Source organism: Lentzea sp. DG1S-22 (assembly GCF_036321065.1).
GTDB lineage: Bacteria > Actinomycetota > Actinomycetes > Mycobacteriales > Pseudonocardiaceae > Lentzea > Lentzea jiangxiensis.
The window spans coordinates 4,416,859-4,442,500 of record NZ_CP143276.1 but is presented as its reverse complement, the minus strand read 5'-3'; the positions used below and the strand labels follow the sequence as shown (position 1 = coordinate 4,442,500).

Genomic DNA, 25,642 nt, shown 5'->3' with positions numbered 1-25,642 from the left:
GCGCTCGGCGATGTCCTTCGGGACTAGCCGGGTTGTGGAGCGCGGGACCTGAACTTGTAGTAGTCAAGCGATGGGGTGACGCAGGAGGGTAGCTCCGCCAGTGAGTGGTAGTACTGGTGCAAGCGTGTAGGGAGTCTGGTAGGCAAATCCGCCAGGCATATATCCTGAGACGTGATGCGTAGCCGATTGAGGCGAAGTAGAGTGATCCCATGCTGCCGAGAAAAGCCTCTAGCGAGCTTTCACGCGGCCCGTACCCCAAACCGACACAGGTGGTCAGGTAGAGAATACCGAGGCGATCGGGCGAACTGTGGTTAAGGAACTCGGCAAAATGCCCCCGTAACTTCGGGAGAAGGGGGGCCGTAGCGCTTGAAGCCTCTTGCGGGCTAGGGCGAGACGGCCGCAGAGACCAGCGAGAAGCGACTGTTTACTAAAAACACAGGTCCATGCGAAGTCGCAAGACGATGTATATGGACTGACGCCTGCCCGGTGCTGGAACGTTAAGGGGACCGGTTAGTCACTTTGTGGCGAAGCTGAGAACTTAAGCGCCAGTAAACGGCGGTGGTAACTATAACCATCCTAAGGTAGCGAAATTCCTTGTCGGGTAAGTTCCGACCTGCACGAATGGCGTAACGACTTCTCGACTGTCTCAACCGCAGGCCCGGCGAAATTGCATTACGAGTAAAGATGCTCGTTACGCGCGGCAGGACGGAAAGACCCCGGGACCTTTACTATAGCTTGGTATTGGTGTTCGATTCGGCTTGTGTAGGATAGGTGGGAGACTGTGAAGCGCTGACGCCAGTCAGTGTGGAGTCATCGTTGAAATACCACTCTGGTCGTATTGGATGTCTAACCTCGGTCCGTGATCCGGATCAGGGACAGTGCCTGGTGGGTAGTTTAACTGGGGCGGTTGCCTCCCAAAGAGTAACGGAGGCGCTCAAAGGTTCCCTCAGCCTGGTTGGCAATCAGGTGTCGAGTGCAAGTGCACAAGGGAGCTTGACTGTGAGACTGACGGGTCGAGCAGGGACGAAAGTCGGAACTAGTGATCCGGCCATGGCTTGTGGAAGCGTGGTCGCTCAACGGATAAAAGGTACCCCGGGGATAACAGGCTGATCTTCCCCAAGAGTCCATATCGACGGGATGGTTTGGCACCTCGATGTCGGCTCGTCGCATCCTGGGGCTGGAGTAGGTCCCAAGGGTTGGGCTGTTCGCCCATTAAAGCGGTACGCGAGCTGGGTTTAGAACGTCGTGAGACAGTTCGGTCCCTATCCGCCGCGCGCGTAGGATACTTGAGGAAGGCTGTCCCTAGTACGAGAGGACCGGGACGGACGGACCGCTGGTGTGCCAGTTGTTCTGCCAAGAGCATTGCTGGTTGGCTACGTTCGGAAGGGATAACCGCTGAAGGCATCTAAGCGGGAAGCTCGTTCCAAGATGAGGTATCCCACCCTTCGTGGGTTAAGGCCCCCAGCTAGACCACTGGGTTGATAGGCCAGAGGTGGAAGACCGGTAACGGTTGGAGCTGACTGGTACTAATAGGCCGAGGACTTGTTACGAAGACGCTACGCATCCACTGTGCGGTTCTGGAAGAACAACCAGAACCGATCGAGCCCCCGGCTTCGGGGTGCTGGTTGTATATTTCCATAGTGTTTCGGTGGTTATAGCGTTGGGGAAACACCCGGTCCCATTCCGAACCCGGTAGTTAAGCCCTTCTGCGCCGATGGTACTGCACTGGTTACGGTGTGGGAGAGTAGGTCGCCGCCGAACTTAATTTGCCCTGCGGGTTGAGCGCCACAAGCGCTCCCCGCAGGGCTTTTTCGTGTTCGACAGGTCGGCGAACAATGCCCACGAGCGCGCAGATGGGTCCGTACGCGCTTTACAGCATCGTTGAGGCAGAACGCCGTGGAAGACCGTGCCGGCCGAAATCGACCCGGCGTGCCAGGTGACCGTGGATGCCACACGGCTTCATAGGACGTTTTGTTTTCACCCGAATGAGCTTCTTCTTTGGAGCCCCTTCAAACCTTAGCTTCGGCCTATGACTGTGATCACGTCCACTGCGTACAGCCGGGAGCTCGGCGACGAACTGCGACGGCTGCGGGAGACCTGCACCGATTTGGGTGGCCGTGCGATGGCCATCCGGCTCGGGTGGGATCCGAGCAAGGTGTCCAACATCGAACGGGGCAAGGCGCGGGCGAGCGAGATCGACCTCGTGCAGCTCCTGACCATGTGCGGCAAGGACATCGACTTTTTCGAGGACTTCCGGCGTCGGTACAGGAACGCCTTCGACGAGTACATCGTGCAGGTGTCCGGCAACCTGCGGACCCTGGCCTTCGCCGAGGCGACCGCGAAGAAAATCATCAGCTACGACCCGCTCGCGGTGCCTGGCCTCGTGCAGGTGCCTGAATACGCCGACGCCCTCTACCGGCTCGGTGGGTTCATCGCGGAGGAGCGGATCCCGACGGTCGTCCAGTTCCGGGTCGACCGCCAGTCGATCCTGCGACGGCACGACCGGCCGGAATGCCTGTTCTTCGTCCACGAGCTCGCGTTGCGGCAGCGGGTCGGCGGCGAGCGGGTGATGGAGGAGCAGTACGCCCGGTTGCTGTTCGAGGCGGACGTCATCAGGGTCGTACCCGCCCACGTCATGGTGCCCTCGACCGGCCTTGTGCTGTGGGAGTACGAGAAGGCGTCGCCGGTGGCGTTCAGTGACACGGATGTTGCCAAGGTGTTCGTGCAAGACACGGGAGCCATTGCGCGCACTCGGTTGCTCTTCAACCACCTGGAGCAGGTCGCCTTGGATGCGGAACAATCGCGGAGCAAGCTGGCGGAGTACGTCGGCCGACCGCGAGGAGATTTCGATGCTCAGGGAATGCGTCTGGCGTAAGAGCAGCTACAGCGGCGCCACCGAGGACAGCAACTGTGTCGAGGTGTCGTTCGCCCATGACGTGCTGGTGCGGGACTCCAAGAACGCGGACGCGGGCACGCTGACGTTCAGCGCGCCCGCGTGGCGTGCGTTCGTTCAGCGCCAGCCGTGACGGGTGCGTAGGGCGTCCACGACCTGGCCGAACGCGGCGGGTGCGAGCACGGCGCCCTCACGCCGGATGTCGGCGTCCGAGTCGAGGGCGAAGACGCGGTCCAGGCGCAGGTAGGAGGGCCGGCCCTCGCGGTCCCAGGCGCCGCCGCCCAGTTCCACGAAGTCGTCGCGCGGCTCCTTCGACGAGAGCATGAGCGCGATCAGGTCGCCGTTCGCGCGGCCCACCACGAGCAGCGGGCGGTCCTTGCCCCGGGAGGCGTCTTCCTCGAAGGGGACCCAGGCCCAGACGACCTCGCCGGGGTCGGCGTCGCCGTCCGACGAGGGCTCGTACTCGAGCTTCGCGGCGTCGGCGGCGTCGAAGATCTCACGGACCGCGCCCCTGGCCGGGCGGGGGTCCTCACCGTTCATCAGCACGAACGCACCCTAGTGGTGCAGGGCACCCAGGACACTATGGGACCATAAGGGGACACCCGTCCGATTTCCTGCTGAGGACCGCCTTGACCACGTTCGCCGACACGACCTTCACGCCACCGGAGCTGATCCGGAACTTCTGCATCATCGCGCACATCGACCACGGCAAGTCCACGCTGGCCGACCGCATGCTGCAGCTCACCGGCGTGGTCGAAGCGCGGGCGATGCGCGCCCAGTACCTCGACCGCATGGACATCGAACGGGAGCGCGGCATCACCATCAAGGCGCAGAACGTGCGCCTGCCGTGGCAGGTCAACGGGCAGGACCACGTCCTGCACATGATCGACACGCCTGGCCACGTCGACTTCACCTACGAGGTCTCGCGCGCGCTGGAGGCCTGCGAGGGCGCGATCCTGCTGGTCGACGCCGCGCAGGGGATCGAGGCGCAGACGCTCGCGAACCTGTACCTGGCGATGGAGAACGACCTCACCATCATCCCGGTGCTGAACAAGATCGACCTGCCCGCCGCGGACCCCGACAAGTACGCGAAGGAGATCGCGCACATCGTCGGCTGCGAGCCGGACGACGTGCTGCGGGTCTCCGCGAAGACCGGTCTCGGCGTCGAGGCGCTGCTCGACGAGGTCGTGAAGCTGGTCCCGCCGCCGGTCGGCGAGGCCGACGCGCCGGCCCGCGCGATGATCTTCGACTCTGTCTACGACACCTACCGCGGCGTCGTCACCTACATCCGCGTCGTGGACGGCAAGATCACGCCGCGCGAGCGCATCAAGATGATGTCGACCGGCGCGACCCACGAGATCCTCGAGGTCGGCATCGTCTCGCCCGAGCCCAAGCCGTCCCGCGGCCTCGGCGTCGGCGAGGTCGGCTACCTGATCACCGGCGTGAAGGACGTGCGCCAGTCGAAGGTCGGCGACACGGTGACGTCGGAGCGCAAGGGCGCCACGGAGCCGCTCGCCGGCTACCGCGAGCCCCGGCCGATGGTCTACTCGGGCCTGTACCCGGTCGACGGCTCCGACTACCCGGAGCTGCGCGAGGCGCTGGAGAAGCTGCAGCTCAACGACGCCGCGCTGACGTTCGAACCGGAGACGTCCGCGGCTCTCGGCTTCGGTTTCCGCTGCGGCTTCCTCGGCCTGCTGCACCTCGAGATCACCCGCGACCGCCTGGAGCGCGAGTACGGCCTCGACCTCATCTCCACGGCACCGAACGTCGTCTACCGCGTGATCATGGAAGACGGCACCGAGCACGTCGTGACGAACCCGTCCGACTGGCCCGAGGGCAAGCGCGCCGAGGTGTACGAGCCCGTCACCAAGTGCACGATCATCGCGCCGTCGGACTACATCGGCGCGATCATGGAGCTCTGCCAGGCCAAGCGCGGTCAGCTCGGCGGCATGGACTACCTGTCCGAGGACCGGGTCGAGCTGCGCTACACGATGCCGCTCGGCGAGATCATCTTCGACTTCTTCGACTCGCTGAAGTCGCGCACCCGCGGCTACGCGTCGCTCGACTACGAAGAGTCCGGCGAGGCCGAGTCGGACCTGGTCAAGGTCGACATCCTGCTGCAGGGCGAGGCCGTCGACGCGTTCTCGGCGATCGTGCACAAGGACCACGCGTACGGCTACGGCACGCGCATGGCCAGCAAGCTGCGCGAGCTGATCCCGAGGCAGCAGTTCGAGGTGCCGATCCAGGCGGCCATCGGCTCGCGGGTGATCGCGCGCGAGACCATCCGCGCGATCCGCAAGGACGTTCTCGCCAAGTGCTACGGCGGTGACATCACCCGCAAGCGCAAGCTGCTCGAGAAGCAGAAGGAAGGCAAGAAGCGCATGAAGATGGTCGGCCGGGTCGAGGTGCCGCAGGAGGCCTTCGTCGCCGCGCTGTCCACCGAGGAGCCGAAGGGCAAGAAGTAGGCGCGGTGGCACGTCTCCATGTCGGCTGCGCCATGTGGAACCACAAGGCGTGGCTCGGGCGGTTCCTGCCGCAGTCGCACCCCGCCGGGGAGCGACTGCGGGCCTACGCGTGCTGGTGCAACGCCGTGGAGGGCAACACCACGTTCTACGCGACGCCCGCCAGGAAGACGGTCGAGACCTGGGCGCGGCAGACCGACCCCGGCTTCCGGTTCGTGGTCAAGCTGCCCAAGGTCGTCACGCACCAGCGGCGCCTGGCCGGCGTCGAGGTCGAGATGCGGGCGTTCCTGGACGCGATCGAACCTCTCGGCGAGCGCGCGGTCCTGTGGACCCAGCTGCCCGGCTCGTTCGGCCCGGCGGAGGTCGACGCCCTGGGCCGCTTCCTGCGCAGGCTGCCCGCCGGCCTCCGGCGTGCCGTGGAGGTGCGCCACCCGCTGTTCTTCACCGACGGCGGGGCGACGTCGCTGCTGGAGGGGGCTCTTGCCGGCGCGGACGCCGAGTGGGTGCCGTTCGACACGACGGTCTTCTTCCAGAGCCCGCCGACCAGCGAGGCCGAGCGGGAAGCGTGGGACAGGAAACCGCGGCTGCCGCGGCGAACGCGGGCGCTGACCGACCAGCCGGTCGTGCGCTACCTGGGCAGGGACTCGGTCGAGGACACGGTCGAGGGGTGGCGGCCGTGGACCGAGGTGGTCGCCGGCTGGCTGCGCGAGGGCAGGTCGCCCACGGTGTTCCTGCACACCCCCGACAACGACGACGCGCCGGCGCTGGCCCGCCGGTTCCACGACGAGGTGCGAGCGCTGGTGCCCGGCCTCGAGGCACTGCCCGAGCCCGAGCCGGTCGAGCCCGCCACCTTGTTCTGAGCCACCGGCCTTTGCTGTTTCGGCAACGGAATTTGCCGATTCGGCACGGTCTGGCGCACCTTGGAACCATGACGACAGCGCAGGAGTTCTGGGAGTCCTTCTACTCGGAGCGGGACCAGGTCTGGTCCGGCAACCCCAACCCGTTGCTGGTGCGCGAGGCCGAACGGCTCACACCCGGCAGCGCGCTCGACCTCGGCTGCGCGGAGGGCGGTGACGCCGTGTGGCTCGCGAAGCGGGGCTGGCGGGTGCTGGGCGTCGACGTGTCGCAGGTGGCGCTCGACCGCGCCCTCAAGCACGCCTACGACGCCGGCGTGGAGATCTCGGTGGAGCGGCACGACCTCAAGGTCACGTTCCCCGAGGGGTTGTACGACCTGGTGAGCGCTCAGTTCCTGCACTCGCCGGTCGAGGAGGACGGGGAGCGCAACAGCATCCTCCAGCGGGCCTCGGAGGCGGTGGCGCCGGGCGGGTACCTCGTCATCGGCGGGCACGCGGGCGCGCCGTCGTGGTCCGAGCACCAGGACTACCGGTTCCCGACGACCAAGGACGTGCTCGACCACCTCAGGCTCAAGGACAACTGGATCATCGTCACCGACGAGGTGGTGGAACGGCCGCTCGTCGGGCCGGAGGGCCAGGAGGAGATGCGCAAGGACAACGTCCTCACCCTCAAGCGGTTGTTCTAGAAACGCGAAGGCCACCCTCGGCATCGTTGCCGGGGTGGCCCAAGGATTCCAGTTCGTCAGGCGGAACGCAGGAGGCGGTCCATCGCCTGGCGGTTGATGATCGAACGGAGCTCGCCGGTCTCCTCCGCGGTGTGGCGGGAAAGAATGGCGTCCAACTCCAGTCGGTCACTCTCGGTGGTGTAGCTGGCCAACTGCCGCTCCAGGCTCTGGCGCTTGACGCGAGCCGCGCGGCGGGAGGCCAGGCTCGAGCGCAGGGACTTCACGGACAGGTCGTGGCGGGTCATCTCGTCCTTCCAATCTTGGTTACGTTTCGATAATACACCCTGCTCACGACATCTGTACCGATATAGAAGCGAGTTAGCTCACGCACTCGTCGAGCAACCTCAGCGCTCGTGCGTACTTGGCCTTCAGCCGCTCTTGCGTCTCCTCGTCCAGGCGGGCGATGCGCGCGGGGGAGAGGTTGTCTCCGATGTCGGCGCGCTTCACGCTGAGTGCCAGCGGGTTCGCCGCCACGCGCCGCAGGTAGTCCTCCTGAGGTTCGCCGTCGAGGTGCGACAGGGCGACCACCGCGTCGACGACGGCGGGAGGACAGCCGCGCGCGAGGAGGTCGTCGGCCGTCACCGGGGTGTCCTCGATGACGTCGTGCAGCACGGCGGCCATCTGCTCGTGCTCGCCGGACACCGACGCCATGACCCGCAGCGGGTGTCCGATGTACGGCCGGCCCGACTTGTCGACCTGCCCCTCGTGGGCGGAGGTGGCGATCGCGACGGCGTCTTCGAGGGTGAACACGGCACAAAGCTAATCCAGGGCTTGACCTGGCGCAGTGGTCTAGTCCATTTTTAGTCCACTCACTACATGGCCGCCGCATGATGTGTGGAGGTGGACCATGTCCAAGACCAGACGAGCGGCTGTAGCGCTGCTCGCCGCGCTGGTGTCGTGCGCCGGTCTGGTGCTGGTGATCAACGGCAGTGCCGCCGCCGCCAACCTCGCGGCCAACAGCGGCTTCGAGGCCGGCAACCTGAGCGGTTGGACCTGCACCGAGGGCACGAGCGCCACCAGCAGCACCAAGCGCACCGGTTCGTACGCGCTGCAGGGCGCACCCGCGGGCCAGAGCAACGCACGGTGCCAGCAGACCGTGACGGTGCAACCGAACACGGCCTACAAGCTGTCCGCGTGGGTGCAGGGCAGCTACGTCTACCTCGGCGTCACCGGTGGCGTCGAGAAGAACACCTGGACGCCCGGCTCGAGCGGCTTCAGCCAGCTGAGCCTCGACTTCAACTCCGGCAGTGCCGGCAGCGTCACGATCTACCTGCACGGCTGGTACGGCCAGCCCGCCTACTACGCCGACGACGTCACCCTCGACGGCCCCGGCACCCCGCCCACGAGCACCACGACGTCGACCACCACCACTACGACGACGACCACGACCACGACCACCACCACGACGAGCAACCCGCCGAACACCGGCCTGCCCAAGCACGTCCTGACGGGCTACTGGCAGAACTTCTACAACGGTGCGCGCGCTCTCAGGCTGTCGGACGTGCCCACCACCTACGACATCGTCGCGGTCTCGTTCGCCGACGCCACGGCGGTGCAGGGGCAGGTCGCGTTCAACCTCGACCCGGGGCTGAGCAGCCAGCTCGGCGGCTACACCGACGCGCAGTTCCGCGCCGACGTGAAGACCCTGCAGGGCCGCGGCCAGAAGGTGATCATCTCCGTCGGTGGTGAGAAGGGCACGATCAGCGTCGGCAACTCGACGGCGGCGACGAACTTCGCCAACAGCGTCAAGGGCCTGATCTCCACGTACGGCTTCGACGGCGTCGACATCGACCTGGAGAACGGCGTCAACGCCCAGTACATGGGTCAGGCGCTGCGCGACATCCACGCCGGTGGCGGCAAGGTCATCACCATGGCGCCGCAGACGATCGACATGCAGAACGTCAACGCCGAGTACTTCAAGCTGGCGCTGGCCACCAAGGACATCCTGACGATCGTCAACATGCAGTACTACAACTCCGGCTCGATGCTCGGCTGCGACCAGCAGGTCCACAGCCAGGGCACGGTCAACTTCCTGACCGCGCTCGCGTGCATCCAGCTGCAGTCCGGCCTGCGCGCCGACCAGGTCGGTCTCGGCCTGCCCGCGTCGCCGTCCGGTGCCGGTGGCGGCTACCAGCCGCCGGCGAACGTCAACAACGCGCTCAGCTGCCTCGCCCGCGGCACGAACTGCGGGACGTTCAAGCCGAGCACGACCTGGCCGTCGATCCGCGGCGCCATGACGTGGTCGATCAACTGGGACGCCTCGAACAACTGGCAGTTCGCGAACACGGTCGCCCCTCATCTGGACTCCCTGCCCTAGATGATGGACACCGCCGGCGCCGCGTCCACAGTGGACGCGGCGCCGGCACCCGCCGGAACGGCTGGGCGTCGGCAACGACACAGGCGTTCCGCCGGGCGTCCCCCGTCGCGTCCAACTAGGTTGTGCTCATGTTCCCCACGCTGGCCGTGCCCGTGATCGCCGCGCCGATGGCGGGTGGCCCCTCCACCCCCGAGCTGGTCGCCGCGGTGAACGAGGCGGGCGGCCTCGGGTTCCTCGCGGCCGGGTACATCACCGTCGAGCAGCTCGCGGAGAGGATCACCCGCACCGCCGAGCTCACCGCCAAGCCGTTCGGGGTCAACCTGTTCGTGCCCGGCACGCGGCCGACGGCCGACATCTCCTCCTACGTGCGACGCGTCACGGCCTACGCGGACAAGATCGGCGCGACACCCGGTGAACCGCGCTGGGACGACGACAACTACGCGGCGAAGCTCGAACTCGTGCTGGCCCTGCGGGTGCCGGTGGTGTCGTTCACCTTCGGCCTGCCCGAGGCCGACGACGTGCGGCGGCTCAAGGCGGCCGGCTCGACCGTCGTCGTGACGGTCACCACCCCGGGCGAGGCGCGGCAGGCGCAGCACGTCGGCGCGGACGTCGTGTGCGTGCAGGGTTCGGACGCGGGCGGCCACCGCGGCACGTTCACCGACGACGGCATCTCGCCCGGCGGTGGTGAGCTCTACGGCACCCTCGCGGCCATCCGGCTCGTCAAGAGCGCCGTCGACCTGCCCGTCATCGCGACCGGCGGCCTCGTCACCGGCGCCGACGTCGCCGCCGTGCTGGCCGCGGGAGCGGTCGCGGCGCAGCTCGGCACCGCGTTCCTCGGCTGCCCGGAGGCGGGAACCGCTGCCGCGCAACGGGAAGCGCTCGCCGAGGGAAGCAGGCGCACCGCGCTCACGCGGGCGTTCAGCGGACGGCCCGCCCGCGGTCTCGTCAACCGGTTCCTGGTCGAACAAGGCCCGCACGCGCCCGCGGCGTACCCGAACGTGCACCACCTCACGAAGCCGGTGCGCGCCACCGGCGAGGTGGAGGTCATGTCGCTGTGGGCGGGCACCACCTACCCGCTCGCACCGAGCGCCCCGGCCGCGGAGGTCGTCGCGCGGATCGCCGCCGAGCTGACCGAAGCGATCACCGTGCTGGCAGAGCGCTTCGGACGCGGCTAAGAAGGAAAGCGTGACCTCGCTCTCCGATGAGATGTTCCAGGTGGCCATGGACCGCGAGCCGCTGTTCGCGTCCCTGGTCGGGGTCGGGGGCTGGGACGACCGGCTCGAAGACCTCAGCGACGAAGGCGAGCGGGAGGTCCGGCGGCGTCTGGACGACATCCTCAGCCGTGTCGGCACGAGCGACGAGGACCCGGTCACCCTCGCGGTGGTCCGGCACCAGGCCGAGTTCGCCCGCCACCGCATCGACGCGCGGCTGGTCGAGCACACCGTCGCCGAGGGGCTCGCCGCACCGGTCAACAACCTCCTGATGACGGCGCCGCAGGTGGACATGTCCCGGCGGCTCGCACAGGTGCCGCGGTTCCTCGACCAGGTCGCCGCGCGGGTGCGCGACTCCGACCGCAGGCCGTTGCGCCGGCACGTCCTGAGCACCACGGCACGGCTCGCGAGCTTCCTGCAGTCACCGGCCCAGGAGTGGGAGGGCGACTCGTCCGGCGACATCCGGGCCGCGATCGCGCGGTACCGCGAGATCCTGCTCGCCCTGGACGCCACCCGCGACGACGACAGGGCGGGCCTGTGCTGGCTGCCCGACGGCGAGCGGAACTACGCCGACCTGGTCGCCGACTACACGACCACCACCCGCACACCGCGGGAGCTGCACCAGCTCGGCCTCGACCTGATCGCGCGGTTGCGCGAGGAGTACGCCGAGATCGGCTCGCGGGTGTGGGGCACCGCCGACGTGTCGCGGATCTTCCACCGGTTGCGCACAGAACTGTTGTGGGACAACGAAGAAGAGATGGTCACGCATGCGGTGCGGGCCATCGCGCGCGCCGAGGCGGAAGCGCCCAGGTGGTTCGGCCGGATGCCGAAGGTCGGCTGCGAGGTCAGGCTCGTCGAGGAGGCCGAACGCGCGACCGCGCCGATCGCGTACTACCTGCAGGCCCCGCTGGACGGCAGCCGTCCCGGCGTCTACTGGCTGAACCCGCTGGGCGCGACCGAACGCAGCCGCACGCAGTCGGAGACGACGGCGTTCCACGAGGCGATCCCCGGTCACCACTACCAGACCACCCTCGCCGCCGAGACCGAGCTGCCCGACCTCCGCAAGTACGCCGCGATCGACGCGTACCTCGAGGGCTGGGGCCTCTACGCCGAGCGCCTGGCCGACGAGATGGGCTTGTTCTCCTCCGACGAGCAACGCCTCGGCATGCTCTCGGCCGACGCGATGCGCGCCGCCCGGCTCGTGGTCGACACCGGTCTGCACGCGTTCGGCTGGTCGCGGCAACGGGCCGTCGACTACCTGCGGGCCAACACGGTGATGCCCGAACCGGAGATCCAGTCGGAGGTCGACCGGTACGTCGAGGTGCCGGGGCAGGCCCTGGCGTACATGGTGGGGCGCATCGAGATCCAGCGGCTGCGGGCCGAGGCGCGGGAGCGGCTGGGCGACCGCTTCGACGTCCGGGATTTCCACGACCTCGTGGTGGGCAGCGGTCCCGTTCCCCTGTCCACCCTCGGTGATCTGGTCACGACGTGGGCGGGGAGGCCCTGATGTCCCTTTCGGACGAGATGTTCCAGGCGATGATGGACTGGGACCCGCTGTTCGCCACGCTCGTCGGCGTGCCCGGCTGGGACGACCGGCTCGAGGACCTCAGCACCGGCGGCCAGCAGGCGTTGCGCGCGCGGTTGACGGCCATCCTCGACCGCGTCGGCTCCAGCGAGGAGGACCAGGTCGCGAAGGACGTGATCCGGCACCAGGCCACGTCGATCATCACCAAGATCGACGCGCGCCTGGTCGAGCACACCGTGTCCCGCGGCCTGAACGCCCCGGTCGGCGTCCTGCTCCGGGCCACCTCGCAGATCGACTTCTCCCGGCGCCGCCACCTCGTGCCGCGGTTCCTGCGGCAGGCGGGCGAACGACTCCTCGACAGCGACCGCAGGCCGTTGCTCCGGCACGCCCGCAACGGCGCCGCGCACGTCGAGCGGTTCCTCGCCTCCCCGAAGCAGGAGTGGGAGGGCGAGCTGGACCTGCGCGACGACTTCGCCCGCTACCGCGAGGTCCTGCTGGGCCTGCCCGGCCGTGACGACGAGCAGGCCGGTCTGTGCTGGCTGCCCGACGGCGAGGAGAACTACCGCAAGCTCGTCCGCGACTACACGACCGCCTCGTACACCCCGGCCGAGCTGCACGCGCTCGGCCTCGACCTCATCGCCCGGCTGCGCGAGGAGTACGCGGAGATCGGGTCGCGGGTCTGGGGCGTCAGCGACGTACCGGAGATCTTCCGGCGGTTGCGCACGGACCTGTTGTGGCGCAACGAGGACGAGATGCTCGTCAGCGCCGTCGAAGCCGTCGCGCGGGCGGAAGCCGAGGCGCCGAACTGGTTCGGGCGGTTGCCGAAGGCGCGCTGCGAGGTCCGCTTCGTGCCCGAGATCGACAGGGAAAGCGCACCCTTCGCGTACTACACGGACGCGGCGCTCGACGGTTCCCGTCCCGGCACGTACTTCGTGAACCCGTTCAACGCCACCGGACGCAGCCGCACGGTGTCCGAGGTGACGGCGTTCCACGAGGCCACGCCCGGCCACCACTTCCAGCTCTCGATCGCCGCCGAGACCGAGCTGTCGAACCTGCGCAAGTTCGCGTTCATCGACGCCTACCTCGAGGGCTGGGGCCTCTACACCGAGCGCCTGGCCGACGAGATGGGCCTGTACTCCTCCGACGAGGCACGGCTGGGGATGCTCGGGCTCGACGCGATGCGCGCCGGCCGGCTCGTGGTCGACACGGGCCTGCACGCGCTGGGGTGGTCGCGGCAGCAGGCTGTCGACTACCTGCGCGAGAACACCACGATGGACGACTCGGAGATCAGCTCCGAGGTCGACCGGTACATCGAGACGCCGGGTCAGGCGCTCGCGTACATGGTGGGGCGCCTGGAGATCCTGCGGCTGCGCGGCGAGGCGCGGGCGGCGATGGGCGAGCGGTTCGACATCAAGGCGTTCCACGACCTCGTGCTGGAGAACGGCGTCGTACCGTTGTCCACGCTCGGCAACCTCGTCTCCGACTGGTCCAGGAGGGCCTGATGTCACTCGCCGATGAGATGTTCACGGCGCTCATGGACCACTCGCCGTTGCAGGCGGCGATGCTGGGCGTGCCGGGCTGGGAGGAGGGGCTCGGTGACCTGAGCGCCGAGGGCCAGCAGGCGAGCCGGGACCGGATCGCGGCCCTCGTGAGCAGGGCGGAGACGGACGACTCCGAGGACCCGGTCACGCTCGCGGTCATCCGGCAGCAGGGCACGGCGGTCGTCGACCGCATCGACGCGAGGCTGGTCGAGCACACCGTCGCCACCATGAGCGCGCCGGTGAACAGCCTGCTCATGATCTCCTCGAAGCTGGACGTCTCCGGGCGCCTCGGCCTGTACCCGCGCTACGTCGAGCAGGCGGGCGAGAGGGTGCGGGACTCCGACCGCCGCCCGCTGTCGCGGCACCTCCGGACCGGCGTGCAGCGCATGGACGCGTTCCTCGCCCTGCCCGTGCAGGAGTGGGAGGGCGGGCACTCGGACGACATCCGCGCCGCCGTCGCCGGGTTCCGCGACGTGCTGGCGTCGATCGAGGACGGCCGAGGCGACGACCGGGCGGGCCTGTGCTGGCTGCCCGACGGCGAGCGGAACTACGCGAACCTGGTCCGCGACTACACCACGACCTCCCGCACGCCCGATGAGCTGCACCGGCTGGGACTCGACGTCATCGCGTCCCTGCGCGAGGAGTACGCCGAGATCGGCTCGCGGCTGTGGGGCACGGCGGACGTGCAGGAGATCTTCCACCGGTTGCGCACGGAACTGCTGTGGGACGACGAACAGCAGATGGTCGCGAGCGCGGTGGAGGCGATCGCCAGGGCCGAGGCGGAGGCGCCGAAGTGGTTCGGGCGCATGCCGGCCGTCGGCTGCCGGGTGCGGGCCGTGCCGCCGGAGGAGCAGGCGACGTCGGCGATCGCGTTCTACCAGCCCGCGTCCGCCGACCGGTCGCGTCCCGGCACGTACTGGCTGAACCCGCTGGGCGCCACCGAACGCAGCCGCACGCTGTCCGAGGTGACGGCGTTCCACGAGGCGGTGCCAGGCCACCACTACCAGTTCTCGATCGCCGCCGAGACCGAGCTGCCGAACCTGCGCAAGTACGCGTTCATCGAGGCGTACCTGGAGGGCTGGGGCCTCTACACCGAGCGCCTCGCCGACGAGATGGGCCTCTACTCGTCGGACGAGCAGCGCCTCGGCATGCTGGGGCTCGACGCGATGCGCGCCGGGCGGCTCGTCGTCGACACGGGCATCCACGCGTTCGGCTGGTCGCGGCAGCAGGCCGTCGACTACCTGCGCGAGAACACGGTCATGACCGAGCCCGAGATCCACTCGGAGATCGACCGGTACATCGAGACGCCGGGCCAGGCGCTCGCGTACATGGTGGGGCGCCTCGAGATCCAGCGCATCCGGGCCGAGGCCGAGGCGAAGCTGGGCGACCGGTTCGACGTCCGCGCGTTCCACGACCTGGTGGTGGGGAGCGGCGCGGTGCCGCTCTCCACCCTCGACCGGATCGTCAGCGCTTGGACCGCGGCTCCATGACGGAGTGCCGCTTCGAGTAGGCGAAGTAGATGATCAGGCCGATCACGAACCAGACCGCGAACCGCAGCCAGGTCTCCGGGGTGAGGAACGTGATCAGCCAGATCGAGAAGACCACGCCGATGATCGGCACCACCGGCATGCCCGGCGTCCTGAACGTGCGCGGCAGGTCGGGCTGCTTGTAGCGCAACACGACCACGGCGATGCACACGACGACGAACGCCAGCAGGATGCCGATGTTGGTGAGCTCGGCGGCCTCCGCGATCGGCAGGAACCCGGCGATGACCGCGGAGGCGACGCCCAGCACCCAGGTGATGCGCGACGGGACGTGCTTCACCGGGTGCGTCTTCGCGAACCACCGGGGCAGCAGGCCGTCGCGGCTCATCGAGTAGCCGACGCGGGCCGCGCCCAGCAGGAACGTGAACAGCACCGTCGTGATGCCGAGGATCGCGCCGACGCTGATGACGATGCCGAGCGCGGGCAGGCCGATGTCGGCGAACGCCGTGGCGAACGCGGACTCCGAGTCGACGTCGCGGTAGTTCACCATGCCCGTCAGCACCAGGCAGGCCAGCACGTACAGGACCATGGAGATCGCCAGCGAGTACAGGATCGCCTTGGGCATGTGCCGCTGCGAGTCCTTCGACTCCTCCGCCGCCGTGGACATCGCGTCGTAGCCGAACACCGCGAAGAACACCGTCGCCGCACCCGTGAGCGCACCCGAGATGCCGAACGGGAAGAACGGGTTGTAGTTGTCGGTGTTGATGTGGAACGCGCCGACGATGATGACGAGCGCCACGACCGCGACCTTCAGGTACACCAGCGTGGTCTCGAAGCGGGCGGCGTTCTTCATGCCCATGTTCAGCACGTACGCGATCAGCAGGCACAGCACGACGGCGAACAGGTTCACCTTGTACGTGCCCGCGGCGACGTCACCGGACTCCGTGCCCGGCGCTCCCAGCATCCACTGCGGCAGATGGATGTTCAGCAACGACAGCAGTTCCGTGAAGTAGCCCGAGATGCCGATCGCGACCACCGCCACGATCGCGGTGTACTCGAGCAGCAGGTCCCAGCCGATGAACCAGCCGACGATCTCGCCCAGCACCGCGTAGCCGTAGGTGTAGGCGCTGCCCGCCTTGGGGATCAGGCCCGCGAACTCCGCGTACGAGAACGCCGCCGCGGCGCTCGCGACACCGGCGACGAGGAACGAGACCAGCACGGCCGGGCCCGCGGTCTTGTTCGCGACGGCGCCCGCGAGGCTGAAGATGCCCGCGCCGATGATGCCGCCGATGCCGATCGCCGTGAGCTGCCACAGGCCCAGCGTTCTGGTGAGCCCGTCGCCTTTGTCCTCGGCGATCTGGTCGATGGGCTTGCGCCGGAAGACGCCCTGTGTGGTCATGCCTAGCTCCCTTGCGAAGTGGGTCCGGGCGAACCTATTCGCGACCACTGTCACGCGGTTTGTCCGGACCCACCAATCAGGAGCCTGATTTTTGGCTTCGGGTGCTGTTTACGGGCGGGCGAACACGATCTTGCCGGCGGTCTCGCCGTCCAGCATCGCCTTCAGGCCCTGCTCGGCGTCCTCGAACCCCAGCTCGGCGCCGATCTGCGGCTTGAGCTCGTTGAGCGCGCAGAACCGCAGGAGATCGCCCAGCTCCTCGCGCGTGCCCATGGTCGAGCCGACGACCCGCAGCTGCAGGAAGAACAGCCGCTGGAGCTCGGCCGCCGAGGCGTCGCCCGACGTCGCGCCGGAGATCACCACGATGCCGCCGGGCTTGAGCGCCTTCATCGAGTGCGACCAGGTCGCCTTGCCGACGGTCTCGAACACCGCGTCGACCCGTTCGGGCAGGCGTGCGCCCGACTCGAACACCTCGTGCGCGCCCAGGCCGCTGGCGAGTGCGCGCTTCTCCTCCGTGCGGCCGGTGACCCAGACGCGGAACCCGGCGGCGCGGCCCAGCTGGACCAGCGCGGTCGACACGCCGCCCGACGCGCCCTGCACGAGCATCGTCTGGCCGGGGCGCAGGCCGGACTTCACGAACAGCATCCGGTACGCGGTCAGCCACGCCGTGCCCATGCAGGCCGCCTCGGCGAACGACAGGCCCGCGGGCTTGGGCAGCGCGTTGCGGGCCGGCACCACGACGTAGTCGGCGAAGGTGCCCTGGTGCTTCTCGGTGAGCAGTGTGCGCTTCGGGTCGAGCGTCTCGTCGCCGGCCCAGTCCGGGTCGCCGATGACGGAGTGCAGCACCACCTCGGTGCCGTCGTCGAGGGTGCCCGCGCCGTCGCAGCCCAGGATCATCGGGAACTGCTCGGGCTTGATGCCGACGCCGCGCAGCGTCCACAGGTCGTGCATGTTGAGGCTGGCCGCCTTGACGGCGACGCGCACCCACCCGGCGGGCACCTCGGGCTCGGGGCGCTCGCCGACGCGGAGCGAGGCCAGCGGGTTCTCGGGACTGGGTGCTGCTGCGTAAACGGCGAACATGGTTCGCAACATACCCACCTGGATCGTGGCCAAATGCCGTGACACCGGTCACGGGACTAGGGTGGGGTGGGTGGACTGGCTGGTGCAGTGGTGGGACGGGGTCGAGCTGTGGCTCGTGCAGCTCCCCGTCGCCGTGCAGTTCCCCGTCGTGATGATCGTGGTGTTGCCGCTCTGCCTGGGCGTGGCGCGGCTGATCGACCGCGTCGCGGACTGGGGTGCGAACAACCCGGCGTCCGTCGGCTCGCCCGAGCCGGAGCCGGAGCCCGAGTCGGAGAAGGTCGCCGCGTGAGTCCTGGTCGTCGCCTGACTGTCGCACTGGTCGGGCTCATCGCTCTGGTCGTCGTCGGGTGGTTCGTCAAGGACACCGCCTCGAACCCCGAGACGCCACCCGCGAGCACCGCGCCGTCGGCGTCCCGGCTGGCCGAGGTGCCGGGCGGGAAGTCCGGCCTGGACGTCCAGGCGCTGTCGAAGCTGCCCGCCGAGGCCGCGAAGACGTGGAAGCTGATCGAGTCCAAGGGGCCGTTCCCGTACCCGCGCAACGACGGCGTGACGTTCCAGAACCGCGAGAAGCGGCTGCCGGCCAAGGAGTCCGGGTACTACAAGGAGTACACGGTGCCGACGCCCGGAAGTCCTGACCGGGGGGCGCGCCGGATCGTCACCGGGTCGGAAAAGGAAGTCTTCTACACCGGTGACCACTATTCGACGTTCGTCGTCGTGGACGTGACGAAGTGAAGCGGCGCATTCTCGTTTCGGAGAAGAAAGCCGCCATCGCGGCCATTGCCGAGGCGCTCGACTTCCCGGAGTGGTTCGGGCAGAACCTGGACGCGCTGCACGACAGCCTGACCGACCTCTCGTGGCTGCCCGAGGGCGAACACGTGCTGGTCGTGCCCGCGGAACTGGACCCGTCCGTTCTCGAGGTCCTGCGGGACGCCGCGAAGCAGACCGCCGGATCAGGTGACCGGAGACTGCGCGTGGTTCGCACGGAACGGTGACAGGGGCTGCGCGATTCCCGTCCGGAGTGGACAGTGCCGTTCCACGGGAACGCATTTCCGCCGCGCGGGCTGTGTGCTCGGCGTCGTCGCGGTCGTCCCCGTCACCACGCTGAACGGCCGCGTGGTCGAGCTGCGCGCGTCGAACGTGTCGAAGTGCGCGTGGGGCCGCATCTCGCACGGCACGCCCGGTGAGGAGATCTGGACCGACCGCGAGGAACCCCCGGCCGAAGGGCACGAGGGTTTCCTCGGGTACACCAGGATCGACTCGGGGTCCGCGAAGTACACCGAGGCGTTCAAGAACGACGGCAAGCTGGTGCGCGCCTGCGGGTCCTCGCAGAGCGTCATCGAGTGCACAGGCTGGTTCTAGTCCTCCGCGGGCACCCAGGACGGCTTGCGCTTCTCCCGGAACGCCGTGATGCCCTCCTGGCCCTCGGGGCCGCCGAAGTGCCGCGCCGACAGCTCCAGCATGTCCGCGAAGACCTCGCCGAGGTTCGTGGACCTCTCCCGCTGCAGCATCTCCTTGGTGGCCGCGAGCGCCCGGGGGGCGCCGAGCGCGAGCATGTCGGTGTAGCGGCGGACCTCCGCGTCGACCCCGTCGACGGGCACCGCGGAGTTGAGCAGGCCGACCTCGACCGCGCGCCGGGCGTCGAACGCCTCACCGGTGAGGAACAGCTCGTGGGCCTGGCGGGGGAGCAGGCGCGGAAGCACCGTCACGGAGATGACGGCCGGCACGACACCGATGCGGACCTCGCTGAACGCGAACGTGGCCTCGTTCGCGGCGATGGCGATGTCGCACGCCGCCACGATGCCGACGCCGCCCGCGCGAGCCGGGCCCTTGAGCGCGGCGACGACCGGCTTGGGGCTGGTCCACAGCTGTTCGAGGATCGCGGGGAACTCGTTGACGCCCTGGTCGCCCGCGCTCGCGCCGGCGGCCTCCTTGAGGTCCATGCCGGAGCAGAACACGGGGCCCGTGTGCGTCAGCACGACCACGCGCACCTGGTCGTCCTGGGCCGCCGTGCCCAGGTGCTCGCGGAGCTCCCGGCGCAGCTGCGAGGACAGCGCGTTGCGGTTGTGGGGGGAGTCCAGCGTGATCGTCGCGATGCCACGCCGCACCTCGTAGTGGACCAGCTCATCTGCCATGCGGCTGACCTTAGCTCCCGGCCTTCTTGACAGCATCCTGTCAAATATGACAGTCTACTGTCATGACAACGCGGACTGTGTACCTCGGCCTCTACGACCAGCTCGCAGACTGGGAGTACGGCCACGTGGCCGCGCAGGTGAGCTCTCGGCAGTTCCAGCAGCGGCCGGGCCGCTACGAGATCAGGACGGTCGGGCTGACGACCGATCCGGTCCGCACGATCGGCGGCGTGCGGATGCTGCCGGACGTCGCCCTGGGGGACGTCTCGGTGGACGACGCGGCGATGCTCGTGCTGCCCGGCGGCGAGGGCTGGGAGACCGGTGAGCTGGCGGCGTTCGGGAAGCTCGCGCGGCGGTTCCGCGAGGCGGGCAAGCCGGTCGCGGCGATCTGCGGCGCGACGGTCGGCCTCGCGGCGGAGGGGCTGCTGGACGACGTGGCGCACACGTCGAACTTCCTCGAAGGGCTCGGGTCCTACGGCGGAGCGGCGCTCTACCGCGACGAACGCGTCGTGCGGGACCAGGGCGTGATCACGGCGGGCGGTGCGAGCCCGTTGGAGTTCGCGCGGGAGGTGCTGGCGGAGCTGGAGGTGTTCTCGCCGGCCACGGTGCAGGCCTGGTACGAGCTCCACCGCGACGACACGGCCGAGGCGCTCGGGAAGCTGGTGGCGAGTGTCCAGGACTGAAGCGGGCGACGTGCTCACCGACGTCGTGATGAGGACCTTCCGCCTCTACGGCGCGTTCCTCGACGCGGCCGAGGTGATGACGAAGCCGGTCGGGCTGACGGCGGCGTGGTGGCAGGTGCTCGGCGCCGTGCTGCGCGAGCCGTTGTCGGTGTCGGGGGTGGCGCGCGAGATGGGCCTCACCCGCCAGTCCGTGCAGCGGATCGCGGACCTGTTGGTGGACAGGGGTTTGGCGGAGTACCTGCCGAACCCGGCGCACGCCCGCGCGAAGCTGGTCCGGCCCACCGCCGAGGGTTTCGCGGCGGTCGCCCGGCTGCGGGAGGCGCAGCACGAGTGGGCGAACCGCATCGGTGCGCAGGTCTCGCTGGAAGACCTGCGCACGACGCTCGACACCATGACCAAGCTGGTCGCGGCTACTTCCTGATGCCCGGCAGGGGGTGGGGCACCGGTGCTAGCCGATCGTGGTCGTGGTCAGCACGGGGCTCGGGTCCGGGTAACCCTTCGCGGCCGCGTCGATCGGGAACCCGAAGACGGTGACCACCGCGGTGAAGGTGAGGCCGGGGGCGTCGTAGCTCGTGCCGCCCAGCTTCGTGGTGATCGCCCCGGAGGCACCCGCCGCCAGGGTGATCGTGACGGTCGGCAGCTCGAAGTTCGCGCCGCCCTTGATCGGCCCGGGAACGCTCAGCACGACGTCGGTGCCCCGCAAGGCGACCGCAGGCGTGCCGCCCAGCCCGGAGCCGCCCGACAGCGACGCCGAGGTGAACGTCGAGTTCGCGGGCACCGGCAGCCGGAGCGCGAGGCCCTTGATCTCGCGCACCTGCCGCCCACCGGCCTCGGACGGGATCGTGTTGGGCGCGGGGTCGATGGTGACCACCACGGCGGAACCGGGCGCGGCGGTCGCGGGCGCCGACGCGTCGACGCCCTGGTCGAGCGTGAAGTCGGACGACTGCCCGGCGGCGCTCGCCCGGAGCTTGTAGGTGATGGTCTGCGGTGCGGCTGACGCGTTCGTGGAGAACAGCAGGACCGGTACCAGTGCGGCTGCGGCGATTGCGGCTAGCTTCATGACCTCTCCCCGATGAGTGGACGAGGGGCATTTCCAGCACGCGGCGTGGTCACCTGCCTACTCATGAGTAGGTTTCACGTCAACGGTTTGCGGTGCACATCGCCCGAACGGCGCTGTGCGCTCGATCTGGCGGCGGCCTGAAGTGACGCTGGCGCGAGGTCCGGCGACAGCGGTTGGGTGCAAATGTGCTAGGCTGTGTGCATAGCCTTCGCCGCTAGGCGGAGGAAGTGAGCCCAGGTGCGCGTCCGGACGGTCGCTGCCTGGGCTTCGCGCTTTTCAGAGCTGGCCCAGGTTCACCACGGTCCCCATGACGGGAGCGATTCGCCGCTTCCAGTCGTTCCCGGCGCCGTGGCACCAGGCGAGCGCGTCGCTGACCCACAGCGCGGGTTCCGAGGACGACTGGATGTGCTCGTACACCAGGCCCGCGTCGTGAGCCTTGGTCCGGGTGCCGATCACCAGGCGATCCCGGCCGTTGGCCACAGGGTCGCGCGAGTCGAGCACGAGGCGGGTGACTCCCGCGCCGATGGCGTCCTCGACCAGCAGAGGCAGGAGCCTCGCGCGAACGCGCTCGCTCTTGCCGTGGCCCACGTAGATGTTCACCACCAGGTCACAGCACGCCAGCCTGTCCGCGATCAGTTTGCGCCGGGCGGGTTTCTCGGTCTTGAAGTGCACACGGCGGCTGCCGGGGAGCAGGGGACCACGCATCATCGAGCGGGTGGAGTGCAATGCGCTCGGTGCGATCAGTACGGCTGCCATGAGGTAGCCGCTTCGCTCCGACTCGTCGACGAACATGTGCATCCAAACAGGATCCCAGGCTGCACTGGCAAATCCCGCTCGGGTGCTTGCACGAAAACCAAGGAAATGGTTGCCGCACAAGCTAAGCAGCGATCGTCTGCCGCGCCACCGCTTGGTCGTACCGGTCCAGCACCAGCTGCGCGACCTCGACGTCGTCGCCCAACGGCCGAGCCACCACGGCATCCTCGGCCAGCGAGGCGACCTTGTCCGGCAGCCGCCCGGGAGCGAGGAACCACGACGCGACCGCGATCCGCCGCGCACCACGAGCCCGCAACCGTTCGACCGCTTCCGGAACGGTCGGCGAGGCGATCGACGCGAACGCCGCCTCCACCCCGGCCCACCCGGACTCGCGAGCCCAGCGGCGAGCCACCCCGGCCACGGCCTCGTTCGCCGGCGCGTGCGACGACCCGGCACCGGCGAGCACGACCCCGAGCGACCGGTCGCCGAAGTCGACGCCCGCCTCCGACAGCCGCCGCAACGCCGCCGACTCGAGCCGCGGGTCCGGGCCGAGCACGTCGGTGACGACGGCCGGGACGCGCGACTCGGCGACGGCGGCCGGCACGTCGACGCGGGCGTGGTAGGCCTTGCCCAGCAGCAGGGGCACGACCACGGACGGGCCGCGCAGCACGTCGTGCAACCGCGGTGCGCACAGGTCGAGGAAACAGCCGCGGACGTCGAGCTCCGGCCGCAACGACCGCACCACGTCCAGCAAGGAGTGGATCGACGCGGCCGAACGCGGGTCGCGGCTGCCGTGCGCGACGGCGACCAAGGGGATCACAACGCCCCCGTGAGGCCACGCGCCCGCAGCACGGCGCGCTCCAGCGGGCGGAACAGCAGCAGCTCGATCCCGATGCCCACCAACAGGATCAGGAAGATCGCCGCGATCACCATGTTGATGTCGTTGAGCGACGACCCGTTGTGCAGGTACTGGCCGAGGCCGGTGCCGAGCTGCGGCGAGGTCGCGATGATCTCCGCGGCCATCAGCGACCGCCACGAGAACGCCCAGCCCTGCTTCAGACCGGCGAGGTAGCCGGGCAGGGCGGCGGGCAGCAGGATGTGCCGCGCCGACGCCAGCCGTCCGGCGCCGAGGGCCCGGCCGACGCGGGGGAGCAGCGGCGGGATCTGGTCGATGCCCGCCACCAGGCCGTTCGCGATCGACGGCACCGAGCCCATCAACACGACGAAGTAGATCGTCGACGGCGTCACGCCGAACCACAGGATCGCCGCCGGCACCCAGGCCACGGAGGGCAGTGACTGCAGGCCGGTCAGCAACGACCCGATCGCCGCGCGCACCACCCGCACCTTGGCGATCAGCAGGCCCAGCGGCGTGGCGATCAGCACCGCCGCGAGGAACCCGAGCACCGCGCGGTGCAGCGAGGTCCACAGGATGCCGAACGCCTCACCGGTGGAGATCGAGCGGATGAGCTCGTCCCACACGTCGACAGGGGCGGGCAGCTGGAACTCGGGCAGCAGAGCCGACGCCCACAACGCCTGCCACACGCCGAGGAGCAGGGCGAAGGCGATGAGCGGTGGCACGCCCGTCTTGAGGAAACGGCGCCAGACCGGAGGCTTGTGCGCCTCGACGGGCGCGTCGAGCGCGTCGAGGCCGGCACCGACCTTGTCGAGCGTGTCAGGAGGCGTGGCCACTGATGACCTCTCGCAGGTGGGTGTTGATCTCGGCGAGGACCTCGTCCGAGGAGTCCCGGACGTCCCACTCGCGCACGACGCGGCCGGGACGCGAGGACAGCAGGACCACGCGCTGGCCGAGACGAACGGCCTCGCGCACGTCGTGCGTCACGAAGATGATCGCGGTGTTCGTGGTCTCCCACACGCGCAGCAGTTCGCTCTGCAGCACGTCCCGGGTGATGGCGTCGAGCGCGGCGAACGGCTCGTCCATCAGCAGCAGGGCGGGGGAGCCGTCCGCGGACACGGTGGTGGAGGCCAGCGCGCGGGCCAGTGCCACGCGCTGGCGCATACCGCCGGAGAGCTCGTGCGGACGCTTGTCCGCGACGTCGCCGAGCCGCACGAGCTCCAGCAGCTCCAGCGCGCGGCGCTTGCGGGCCAGACGGCCCACGCCGGCGAAGCGCAGCGCCAGCTCGACGTTGCGCTGGGCGGTGAGCCACGGCATGAGCGCCGGCTCCTGGAACATCACGGCCGGGCGCGAGGTGTTGACCTGCAACTCGCCCGCCGTCGCGCCGTCGAGGCCCGCGACGATGTTCAGCAGCGTGCTCTTGCCGCAGCCCGACGCGCCGAGGAGGCACACGAACTCCCCCGGCTTGACCTTGAGGTCGACGCCGTCGAGCGCCACCACGGCCGAGCTGCCGTGGCCGAACACCTTGCGGATCCCGGCCAGTTCAACGGCAGCATCCACAGTGGACGAAACAGTGGTCTCGAGCGTGGCGGTCATGTCCGTGTCCCCTCGGCAGAGTTACTTCTTGTCCAGACCGGCTGCTTGCACCTGCGGCTTGCCCTGCGCCTGGAGAACCTTGTTCAGCAACGTGAAGTCGGCGTACCCCGCGACGTCAGCGGCCTCCTTGGCCACGCCCGCCGTCACGGCGTCCTTCGCGAGCTGCGGGAAGTGCTTGGCCTGCGCGTCCGTGGTCAGCTCGATGTTGTCCCAGGCGGCGTCGAGGATCTTGTCGCCGAGCTTCTTGGACGTGAGCTTCTCCAGCGCGGCGTTGACCGTCTTCTTCGCCTCGCCGGGGTTCGCCTTGGCCCAGTCGATGGCCGCGACGTGGGCCTTGAGCACGGCCTCGACCGTCTCCGGGTGCTCCTGGAGGAACTTCGTCCGCACGATGATCACCGTGGTCGGGAAGCCCCCGCCCTCCCACAGCGTCTTCTCGTCCAGCAGCACCTTGCCGCCCGCCTCGGCGACGATGCGCGCCGACCAGGGCTGCGGCGACCACGTGGCGGCGATGTCGCCCTTCTTGAACAGGTCGAGCGACGCGGCGTTCTCCACGTTGGTGACGGTGACCTGACCGGTGAGGCCCTTCTCCGCCAGGTACTTCTTCAACGCGACGTCCTGGGTGTTGCCGAGCTGCGGCGTCGCGATGGTCTTGCCCTTGAGGTCCTCGACCGAGTTGATCTCGGGCTTGGTCACCAGCTGCGCGCCCCCGGACGTGGCGCCGGCGATCAGGCGCACGGCCTCGCCCTTGGACTTCGAGTACGCGTTGATGGCGGGCCCGGACCCGATGTAGCCGATGTCGAGGGACTCGCCCAGCAGCGCGTTGACCTCGTCGGGGCCGGCGTTGAACGTCTGGGTGGTGAGCTTGGTGCCGCCGAGCTCGGACTTGAACAGCTCCTTCTCGACGCCGATCAGCGCGGCGGCGTGCGTGACGTTCGGGAAGTACCCGAGGCGGACCTCGGCGGCGGCGCCCTTGGACTCGGCGGCGGGAGTCTCGGAGGTTCCGGCGCGGCTGCAACCGGAGATGGCTGTCAGTGCGATCAGAGCGACGGCAAGGGCGGGCTTGAGGTTCACGGAAGTCTG

Annotated in this window: 28 protein-coding genes and 2 rRNA genes (1 of these 30 cut by a window edge); 18 read left to right on the top strand and 12 right to left on the bottom strand. The window is 68.9% G+C overall.

Features of this window, described 5'->3' with window-relative positions:
- The 4 genes from V1227_RS20265 to V1227_RS20250 form a co-directional block, all read left to right on the top strand.
- A 23S ribosomal RNA gene (locus tag V1227_RS20265) occupies positions 1-1,550 on the top strand (it extends 1,535 nt beyond the left edge of the window).
- Positions 1,551-1,644: 94 nt separating this feature from the next.
- A 5S ribosomal RNA gene (gene rrf, locus V1227_RS20260) occupies positions 1,645-1,761 on the top strand.
- A gap of 268 nt (positions 1,762-2,029) precedes the next feature.
- Positions 2,030-2,875: a helix-turn-helix domain-containing protein gene (locus V1227_RS20255; protein ID WP_329787173.1), complete on the top strand. Its 846-nt coding sequence runs from the start codon at positions 2,030-2,032 to the stop codon at positions 2,873-2,875.
- Entirely contained in the window at positions 2,850-3,026 is a 177-nt protein-coding gene (locus tag V1227_RS20250) for a DUF397 domain-containing protein (RefSeq protein ID WP_329787172.1), read from the top strand. The genes V1227_RS20255 and V1227_RS20250 overlap by 26 nt, the downstream gene beginning before the upstream one ends.
- On the opposite strand, the gene V1227_RS20245 is transcribed toward V1227_RS20250, so the two are convergent.
- Positions 3,011-3,433: a type II toxin-antitoxin system PemK/MazF family toxin gene (locus tag V1227_RS20245; protein WP_329794068.1), complete on the bottom strand. Its 423-nt coding sequence runs from the start codon at positions 3,431-3,433 to the stop codon at positions 3,011-3,013. The genes V1227_RS20250 and V1227_RS20245 overlap by 16 nt on opposite strands.
- A gap of 89 nt (positions 3,434-3,522) precedes the next feature.
- On the opposite strand from V1227_RS20245, the gene lepA reads away from it, so the two are divergent.
- The 3 genes from lepA (at position 3,523) to V1227_RS20230 (ending at position 6,895) form a co-directional block, all read left to right on the top strand.
- Positions 3,523-5,358 carry a translation elongation factor 4 gene (gene lepA, locus V1227_RS20240; protein WP_236223744.1) on the top strand — a complete coding sequence of 612 codons (1,836 nt, stop codon included), beginning with the start codon at positions 3,523-3,525 and terminating at the stop codon, positions 5,356-5,358.
- 32 nt (positions 5,359-5,390) lie between these two features.
- A complete protein-coding gene (locus V1227_RS20235; RefSeq protein ID WP_329794067.1) occupies positions 5,391-6,215 on the top strand; it encodes a DUF72 domain-containing protein in 825 nt (274 codons plus the stop codon).
- 68 nt (positions 6,216-6,283) lie between these two features.
- A complete protein-coding gene (locus tag V1227_RS20230) occupies positions 6,284-6,895 on the top strand; it encodes a class I SAM-dependent methyltransferase (RefSeq protein WP_329787171.1) in 612 nt (203 codons plus the stop codon).
- Positions 6,896-6,951: 56 nt separating this feature from the next.
- On the opposite strand, the gene V1227_RS20225 is transcribed toward V1227_RS20230, so the two are convergent.
- Together V1227_RS20225 and V1227_RS20220 are read right to left on the bottom strand one after the other, a co-directional pair.
- Complete coding sequence (locus V1227_RS20225; protein ID WP_329787170.1) at positions 6,952-7,179, bottom strand: hypothetical protein; 228 nt, start codon at positions 7,177-7,179, stop codon at positions 6,952-6,954.
- A 73-nt stretch (positions 7,180-7,252) separates the two neighbouring features.
- On the bottom strand, positions 7,253-7,684 hold the full coding sequence (locus tag V1227_RS20220) for an HD domain-containing protein (RefSeq protein WP_329787169.1): 432 nt from the start codon (positions 7,682-7,684) through the stop codon (positions 7,253-7,255).
- Between the two features lie 97 nt (positions 7,685-7,781).
- Between V1227_RS20220 and V1227_RS20215 the strand changes: the two genes are divergently transcribed.
- The 5 genes from V1227_RS20215 to V1227_RS20195 all read left to right on the top strand — a co-directional run bounded on the left by V1227_RS20215 (position 7,782) and on the right by V1227_RS20195 (position 15,018).
- A complete protein-coding gene (locus tag V1227_RS20215; protein ID WP_329787168.1) occupies positions 7,782-9,251 on the top strand; it encodes a chitinase in 1,470 nt (489 codons plus the stop codon).
- A gap of 128 nt (positions 9,252-9,379) precedes the next feature.
- Positions 9,380-10,426, top strand: a complete 1,047-nt coding sequence (locus tag V1227_RS20210; protein ID WP_329787167.1) for a nitronate monooxygenase — start codon at positions 9,380-9,382, stop codon at positions 10,424-10,426.
- Between the two features lie 10 nt (positions 10,427-10,436).
- Positions 10,437-11,969, top strand: coding sequence for a DUF885 domain-containing protein (locus V1227_RS20205; RefSeq protein ID WP_329787166.1), 1,533 nt, complete (start codon positions 10,437-10,439; stop codon positions 11,967-11,969).
- Complete coding sequence (locus V1227_RS20200) at positions 11,969-13,489, top strand: DUF885 domain-containing protein (protein ID WP_329787165.1); 1,521 nt, start codon at positions 11,969-11,971, stop codon at positions 13,487-13,489. Before V1227_RS20205 ends, V1227_RS20200 begins: the two co-directional genes overlap by 1 nt.
- Positions 13,489-15,018 carry a DUF885 domain-containing protein gene (locus V1227_RS20195; protein WP_329787164.1) on the top strand — a complete coding sequence of 510 codons (1,530 nt, stop codon included), beginning with the start codon at positions 13,489-13,491 and terminating at the stop codon, positions 15,016-15,018. The genes V1227_RS20200 and V1227_RS20195 overlap by 1 nt, the downstream gene beginning before the upstream one ends.
- On the opposite strand, the gene V1227_RS20190 is transcribed toward V1227_RS20195, so the two are convergent.
- Both V1227_RS20190 and V1227_RS20185 read right to left on the bottom strand, forming a co-directional pair.
- Positions 14,993-16,411, bottom strand: a complete 1,419-nt coding sequence (locus tag V1227_RS20190) for an amino acid permease (RefSeq protein ID WP_329787163.1) — start codon at positions 16,409-16,411, stop codon at positions 14,993-14,995. The two genes, V1227_RS20195 and V1227_RS20190, sit on opposite strands and share 26 nt — an antisense overlap.
- 108 nt (positions 16,412-16,519) lie before the next feature.
- A complete protein-coding gene (locus V1227_RS20185; RefSeq protein ID WP_329787162.1) occupies positions 16,520-17,488 on the bottom strand; it encodes a zinc-binding dehydrogenase in 969 nt (322 codons plus the stop codon).
- A gap of 70 nt (positions 17,489-17,558) precedes the next feature.
- Between V1227_RS20185 and V1227_RS20180 the strand changes: the two genes are divergently transcribed.
- The 4 genes from V1227_RS20180 (at position 17,559) to V1227_RS20165 (ending at position 18,847) form a co-directional block, all read left to right on the top strand.
- On the top strand, positions 17,559-17,777 hold the full coding sequence (locus tag V1227_RS20180) for a hypothetical protein (protein WP_329787161.1): 219 nt from the start codon (positions 17,559-17,561) through the stop codon (positions 17,775-17,777).
- Positions 17,774-18,220, top strand: a complete 447-nt coding sequence (locus V1227_RS20175; protein ID WP_329787160.1) for a ribonuclease domain-containing protein — start codon at positions 17,774-17,776, stop codon at positions 18,218-18,220. Before V1227_RS20180 ends, V1227_RS20175 begins: the two co-directional genes overlap by 4 nt.
- Positions 18,217-18,480 carry a barstar family protein gene (locus V1227_RS20170; RefSeq protein WP_329787159.1) on the top strand — a complete coding sequence of 88 codons (264 nt, stop codon included), beginning with the start codon at positions 18,217-18,219 and terminating at the stop codon, positions 18,478-18,480. The genes V1227_RS20175 and V1227_RS20170 overlap by 4 nt, the downstream gene beginning before the upstream one ends.
- 73 nt (positions 18,481-18,553) lie before the next feature.
- Entirely contained in the window at positions 18,554-18,847 is a 294-nt protein-coding gene (locus V1227_RS20165; RefSeq protein ID WP_329787158.1) for a hypothetical protein, read from the top strand.
- On the opposite strand, the gene V1227_RS20160 is transcribed toward V1227_RS20165, so the two are convergent.
- Positions 18,844-19,620 carry an enoyl-CoA hydratase-related protein gene (locus V1227_RS20160; RefSeq protein ID WP_329787157.1) on the bottom strand — a complete coding sequence of 259 codons (777 nt, stop codon included), beginning with the start codon at positions 19,618-19,620 and terminating at the stop codon, positions 18,844-18,846. The two genes, V1227_RS20165 and V1227_RS20160, sit on opposite strands and share 4 nt — an antisense overlap.
- Before the next feature lie 62 nt (positions 19,621-19,682).
- Between V1227_RS20160 and V1227_RS20155 the strand changes: the two genes are divergently transcribed.
- Positions 19,683-20,300, top strand: a complete 618-nt coding sequence (locus V1227_RS20155; protein WP_329787156.1) for a type 1 glutamine amidotransferase family protein — start codon at positions 19,683-19,685, stop codon at positions 20,298-20,300.
- Positions 20,287-20,721 (top strand): MarR family winged helix-turn-helix transcriptional regulator, encoded by a 435-nt coding sequence (locus tag V1227_RS20150; RefSeq protein ID WP_329787155.1) that lies wholly within the window; start codon positions 20,287-20,289, stop codon positions 20,719-20,721. Before V1227_RS20155 ends, V1227_RS20150 begins: the two co-directional genes overlap by 14 nt.
- Positions 20,722-20,748: 27 nt before the next feature.
- Here V1227_RS20150 and V1227_RS20145 read toward each other — a convergent pair whose 3' ends face one another.
- The 6 genes from V1227_RS20145 to V1227_RS20120 form a co-directional block, all read right to left on the bottom strand.
- On the bottom strand, positions 20,749-21,360 hold the full coding sequence (locus V1227_RS20145; RefSeq protein WP_329787154.1) for a cyclase: 612 nt from the start codon (positions 21,358-21,360) through the stop codon (positions 20,749-20,751).
- A 276-nt stretch (positions 21,361-21,636) separates the two neighbouring features.
- Entirely contained in the window at positions 21,637-22,116 is a 480-nt protein-coding gene (locus V1227_RS20140) for a hypothetical protein (protein WP_329787153.1), read from the bottom strand.
- A 121-nt stretch (positions 22,117-22,237) separates the two neighbouring features.
- Complete coding sequence (locus V1227_RS20135) at positions 22,238-22,933, bottom strand: sirohydrochlorin chelatase (RefSeq protein WP_329787152.1); 696 nt, start codon at positions 22,931-22,933, stop codon at positions 22,238-22,240.
- Complete coding sequence (locus V1227_RS20130; protein WP_329787151.1) at positions 22,930-23,802, bottom strand: ABC transporter permease; 873 nt, start codon at positions 23,800-23,802, stop codon at positions 22,930-22,932. The genes V1227_RS20135 and V1227_RS20130 overlap by 4 nt, the downstream gene beginning before the upstream one ends.
- Positions 23,786-24,562 (bottom strand): ABC transporter ATP-binding protein, encoded by a 777-nt coding sequence (locus V1227_RS20125; protein WP_329787150.1) that lies wholly within the window; start codon positions 24,560-24,562, stop codon positions 23,786-23,788. The genes V1227_RS20130 and V1227_RS20125 overlap by 17 nt, the downstream gene beginning before the upstream one ends.
- 21 nt (positions 24,563-24,583) lie before the next feature.
- Positions 24,584-25,633 (bottom strand): ABC transporter substrate-binding protein, encoded by a 1,050-nt coding sequence (locus V1227_RS20120; protein WP_329787149.1) that lies wholly within the window; start codon positions 25,631-25,633, stop codon positions 24,584-24,586.
- Between the last annotated feature and the right edge of the window lie 9 nt (positions 25,634-25,642).

Excerpts from the sequence above, each read along its gene's own strand:
- V1227_RS20125 (WP_329787150.1), bottom strand. The coding sequence starts at position 24,562 with ATGACCGCCACGCTCGAGACCACTGTTTCGTCCACTGTGGATGCTGCC.
- V1227_RS20225 (WP_329787170.1), bottom strand. The coding sequence starts at position 7,179 with ATGACCCGCCACGACCTGTCCGTGAAGTCCCTGCGCTCGAGCCTGGCC.
- V1227_RS20245 (WP_329794068.1), bottom strand. The coding sequence starts at position 3,433 with ATGAACGGTGAGGACCCCCGCCCGGCCAGGGGCGCGGTCCGTGAGATC.
- V1227_RS20230 (WP_329787171.1), top strand. The coding sequence starts at position 6,284 with ATGACGACAGCGCAGGAGTTCTGGGAGTCCTTCTACTCGGAGCGGGAC.
- V1227_RS20190 (WP_329787163.1), bottom strand. The coding sequence starts at position 16,411 with ATGACCACACAGGGCGTCTTCCGGCGCAAGCCCATCGACCAGATCGCC.
- V1227_RS20210 (WP_329787167.1), top strand. The coding sequence starts at position 9,380 with ATGTTCCCCACGCTGGCCGTGCCCGTGATCGCCGCGCCGATGGCGGGT.
- V1227_RS20235 (WP_329794067.1), top strand. The coding sequence starts at position 5,391 with ATGTGGAACCACAAGGCGTGGCTCGGGCGGTTCCTGCCGCAGTCGCAC.
- V1227_RS20195 (WP_329787164.1), top strand. The coding sequence starts at position 13,489 with ATGTCACTCGCCGATGAGATGTTCACGGCGCTCATGGACCACTCGCCG.
- V1227_RS20200 (WP_329787165.1), top strand. The coding sequence starts at position 11,969 with ATGTCCCTTTCGGACGAGATGTTCCAGGCGATGATGGACTGGGACCCG.
- V1227_RS20185 (WP_329787162.1), bottom strand. The coding sequence starts at position 17,488 with ATGTTCGCCGTTTACGCAGCAGCACCCAGTCCCGAGAACCCGCTGGCC.
- V1227_RS20250 (WP_329787172.1), top strand. The coding sequence starts at position 2,850 with ATGCTCAGGGAATGCGTCTGGCGTAAGAGCAGCTACAGCGGCGCCACC.
- V1227_RS20215 (WP_329787168.1), top strand. The coding sequence starts at position 7,782 with ATGTCCAAGACCAGACGAGCGGCTGTAGCGCTGCTCGCCGCGCTGGTG.
- V1227_RS20140 (WP_329787153.1), bottom strand. The coding sequence starts at position 22,116 with ATGGCAGCCGTACTGATCGCACCGAGCGCATTGCACTCCACCCGCTCG.
- V1227_RS20255 (WP_329787173.1), top strand. The coding sequence starts at position 2,030 with ATGACTGTGATCACGTCCACTGCGTACAGCCGGGAGCTCGGCGACGAA.
- V1227_RS20160 (WP_329787157.1), bottom strand. The coding sequence starts at position 19,620 with ATGGCAGATGAGCTGGTCCACTACGAGGTGCGGCGTGGCATCGCGACG.
- V1227_RS20145 (WP_329787154.1), bottom strand. The coding sequence starts at position 21,360 with ATGAAGCTAGCCGCAATCGCCGCAGCCGCACTGGTACCGGTCCTGCTG.
- V1227_RS20155 (WP_329787156.1), top strand. The coding sequence starts at position 19,683 with ATGACAACGCGGACTGTGTACCTCGGCCTCTACGACCAGCTCGCAGAC.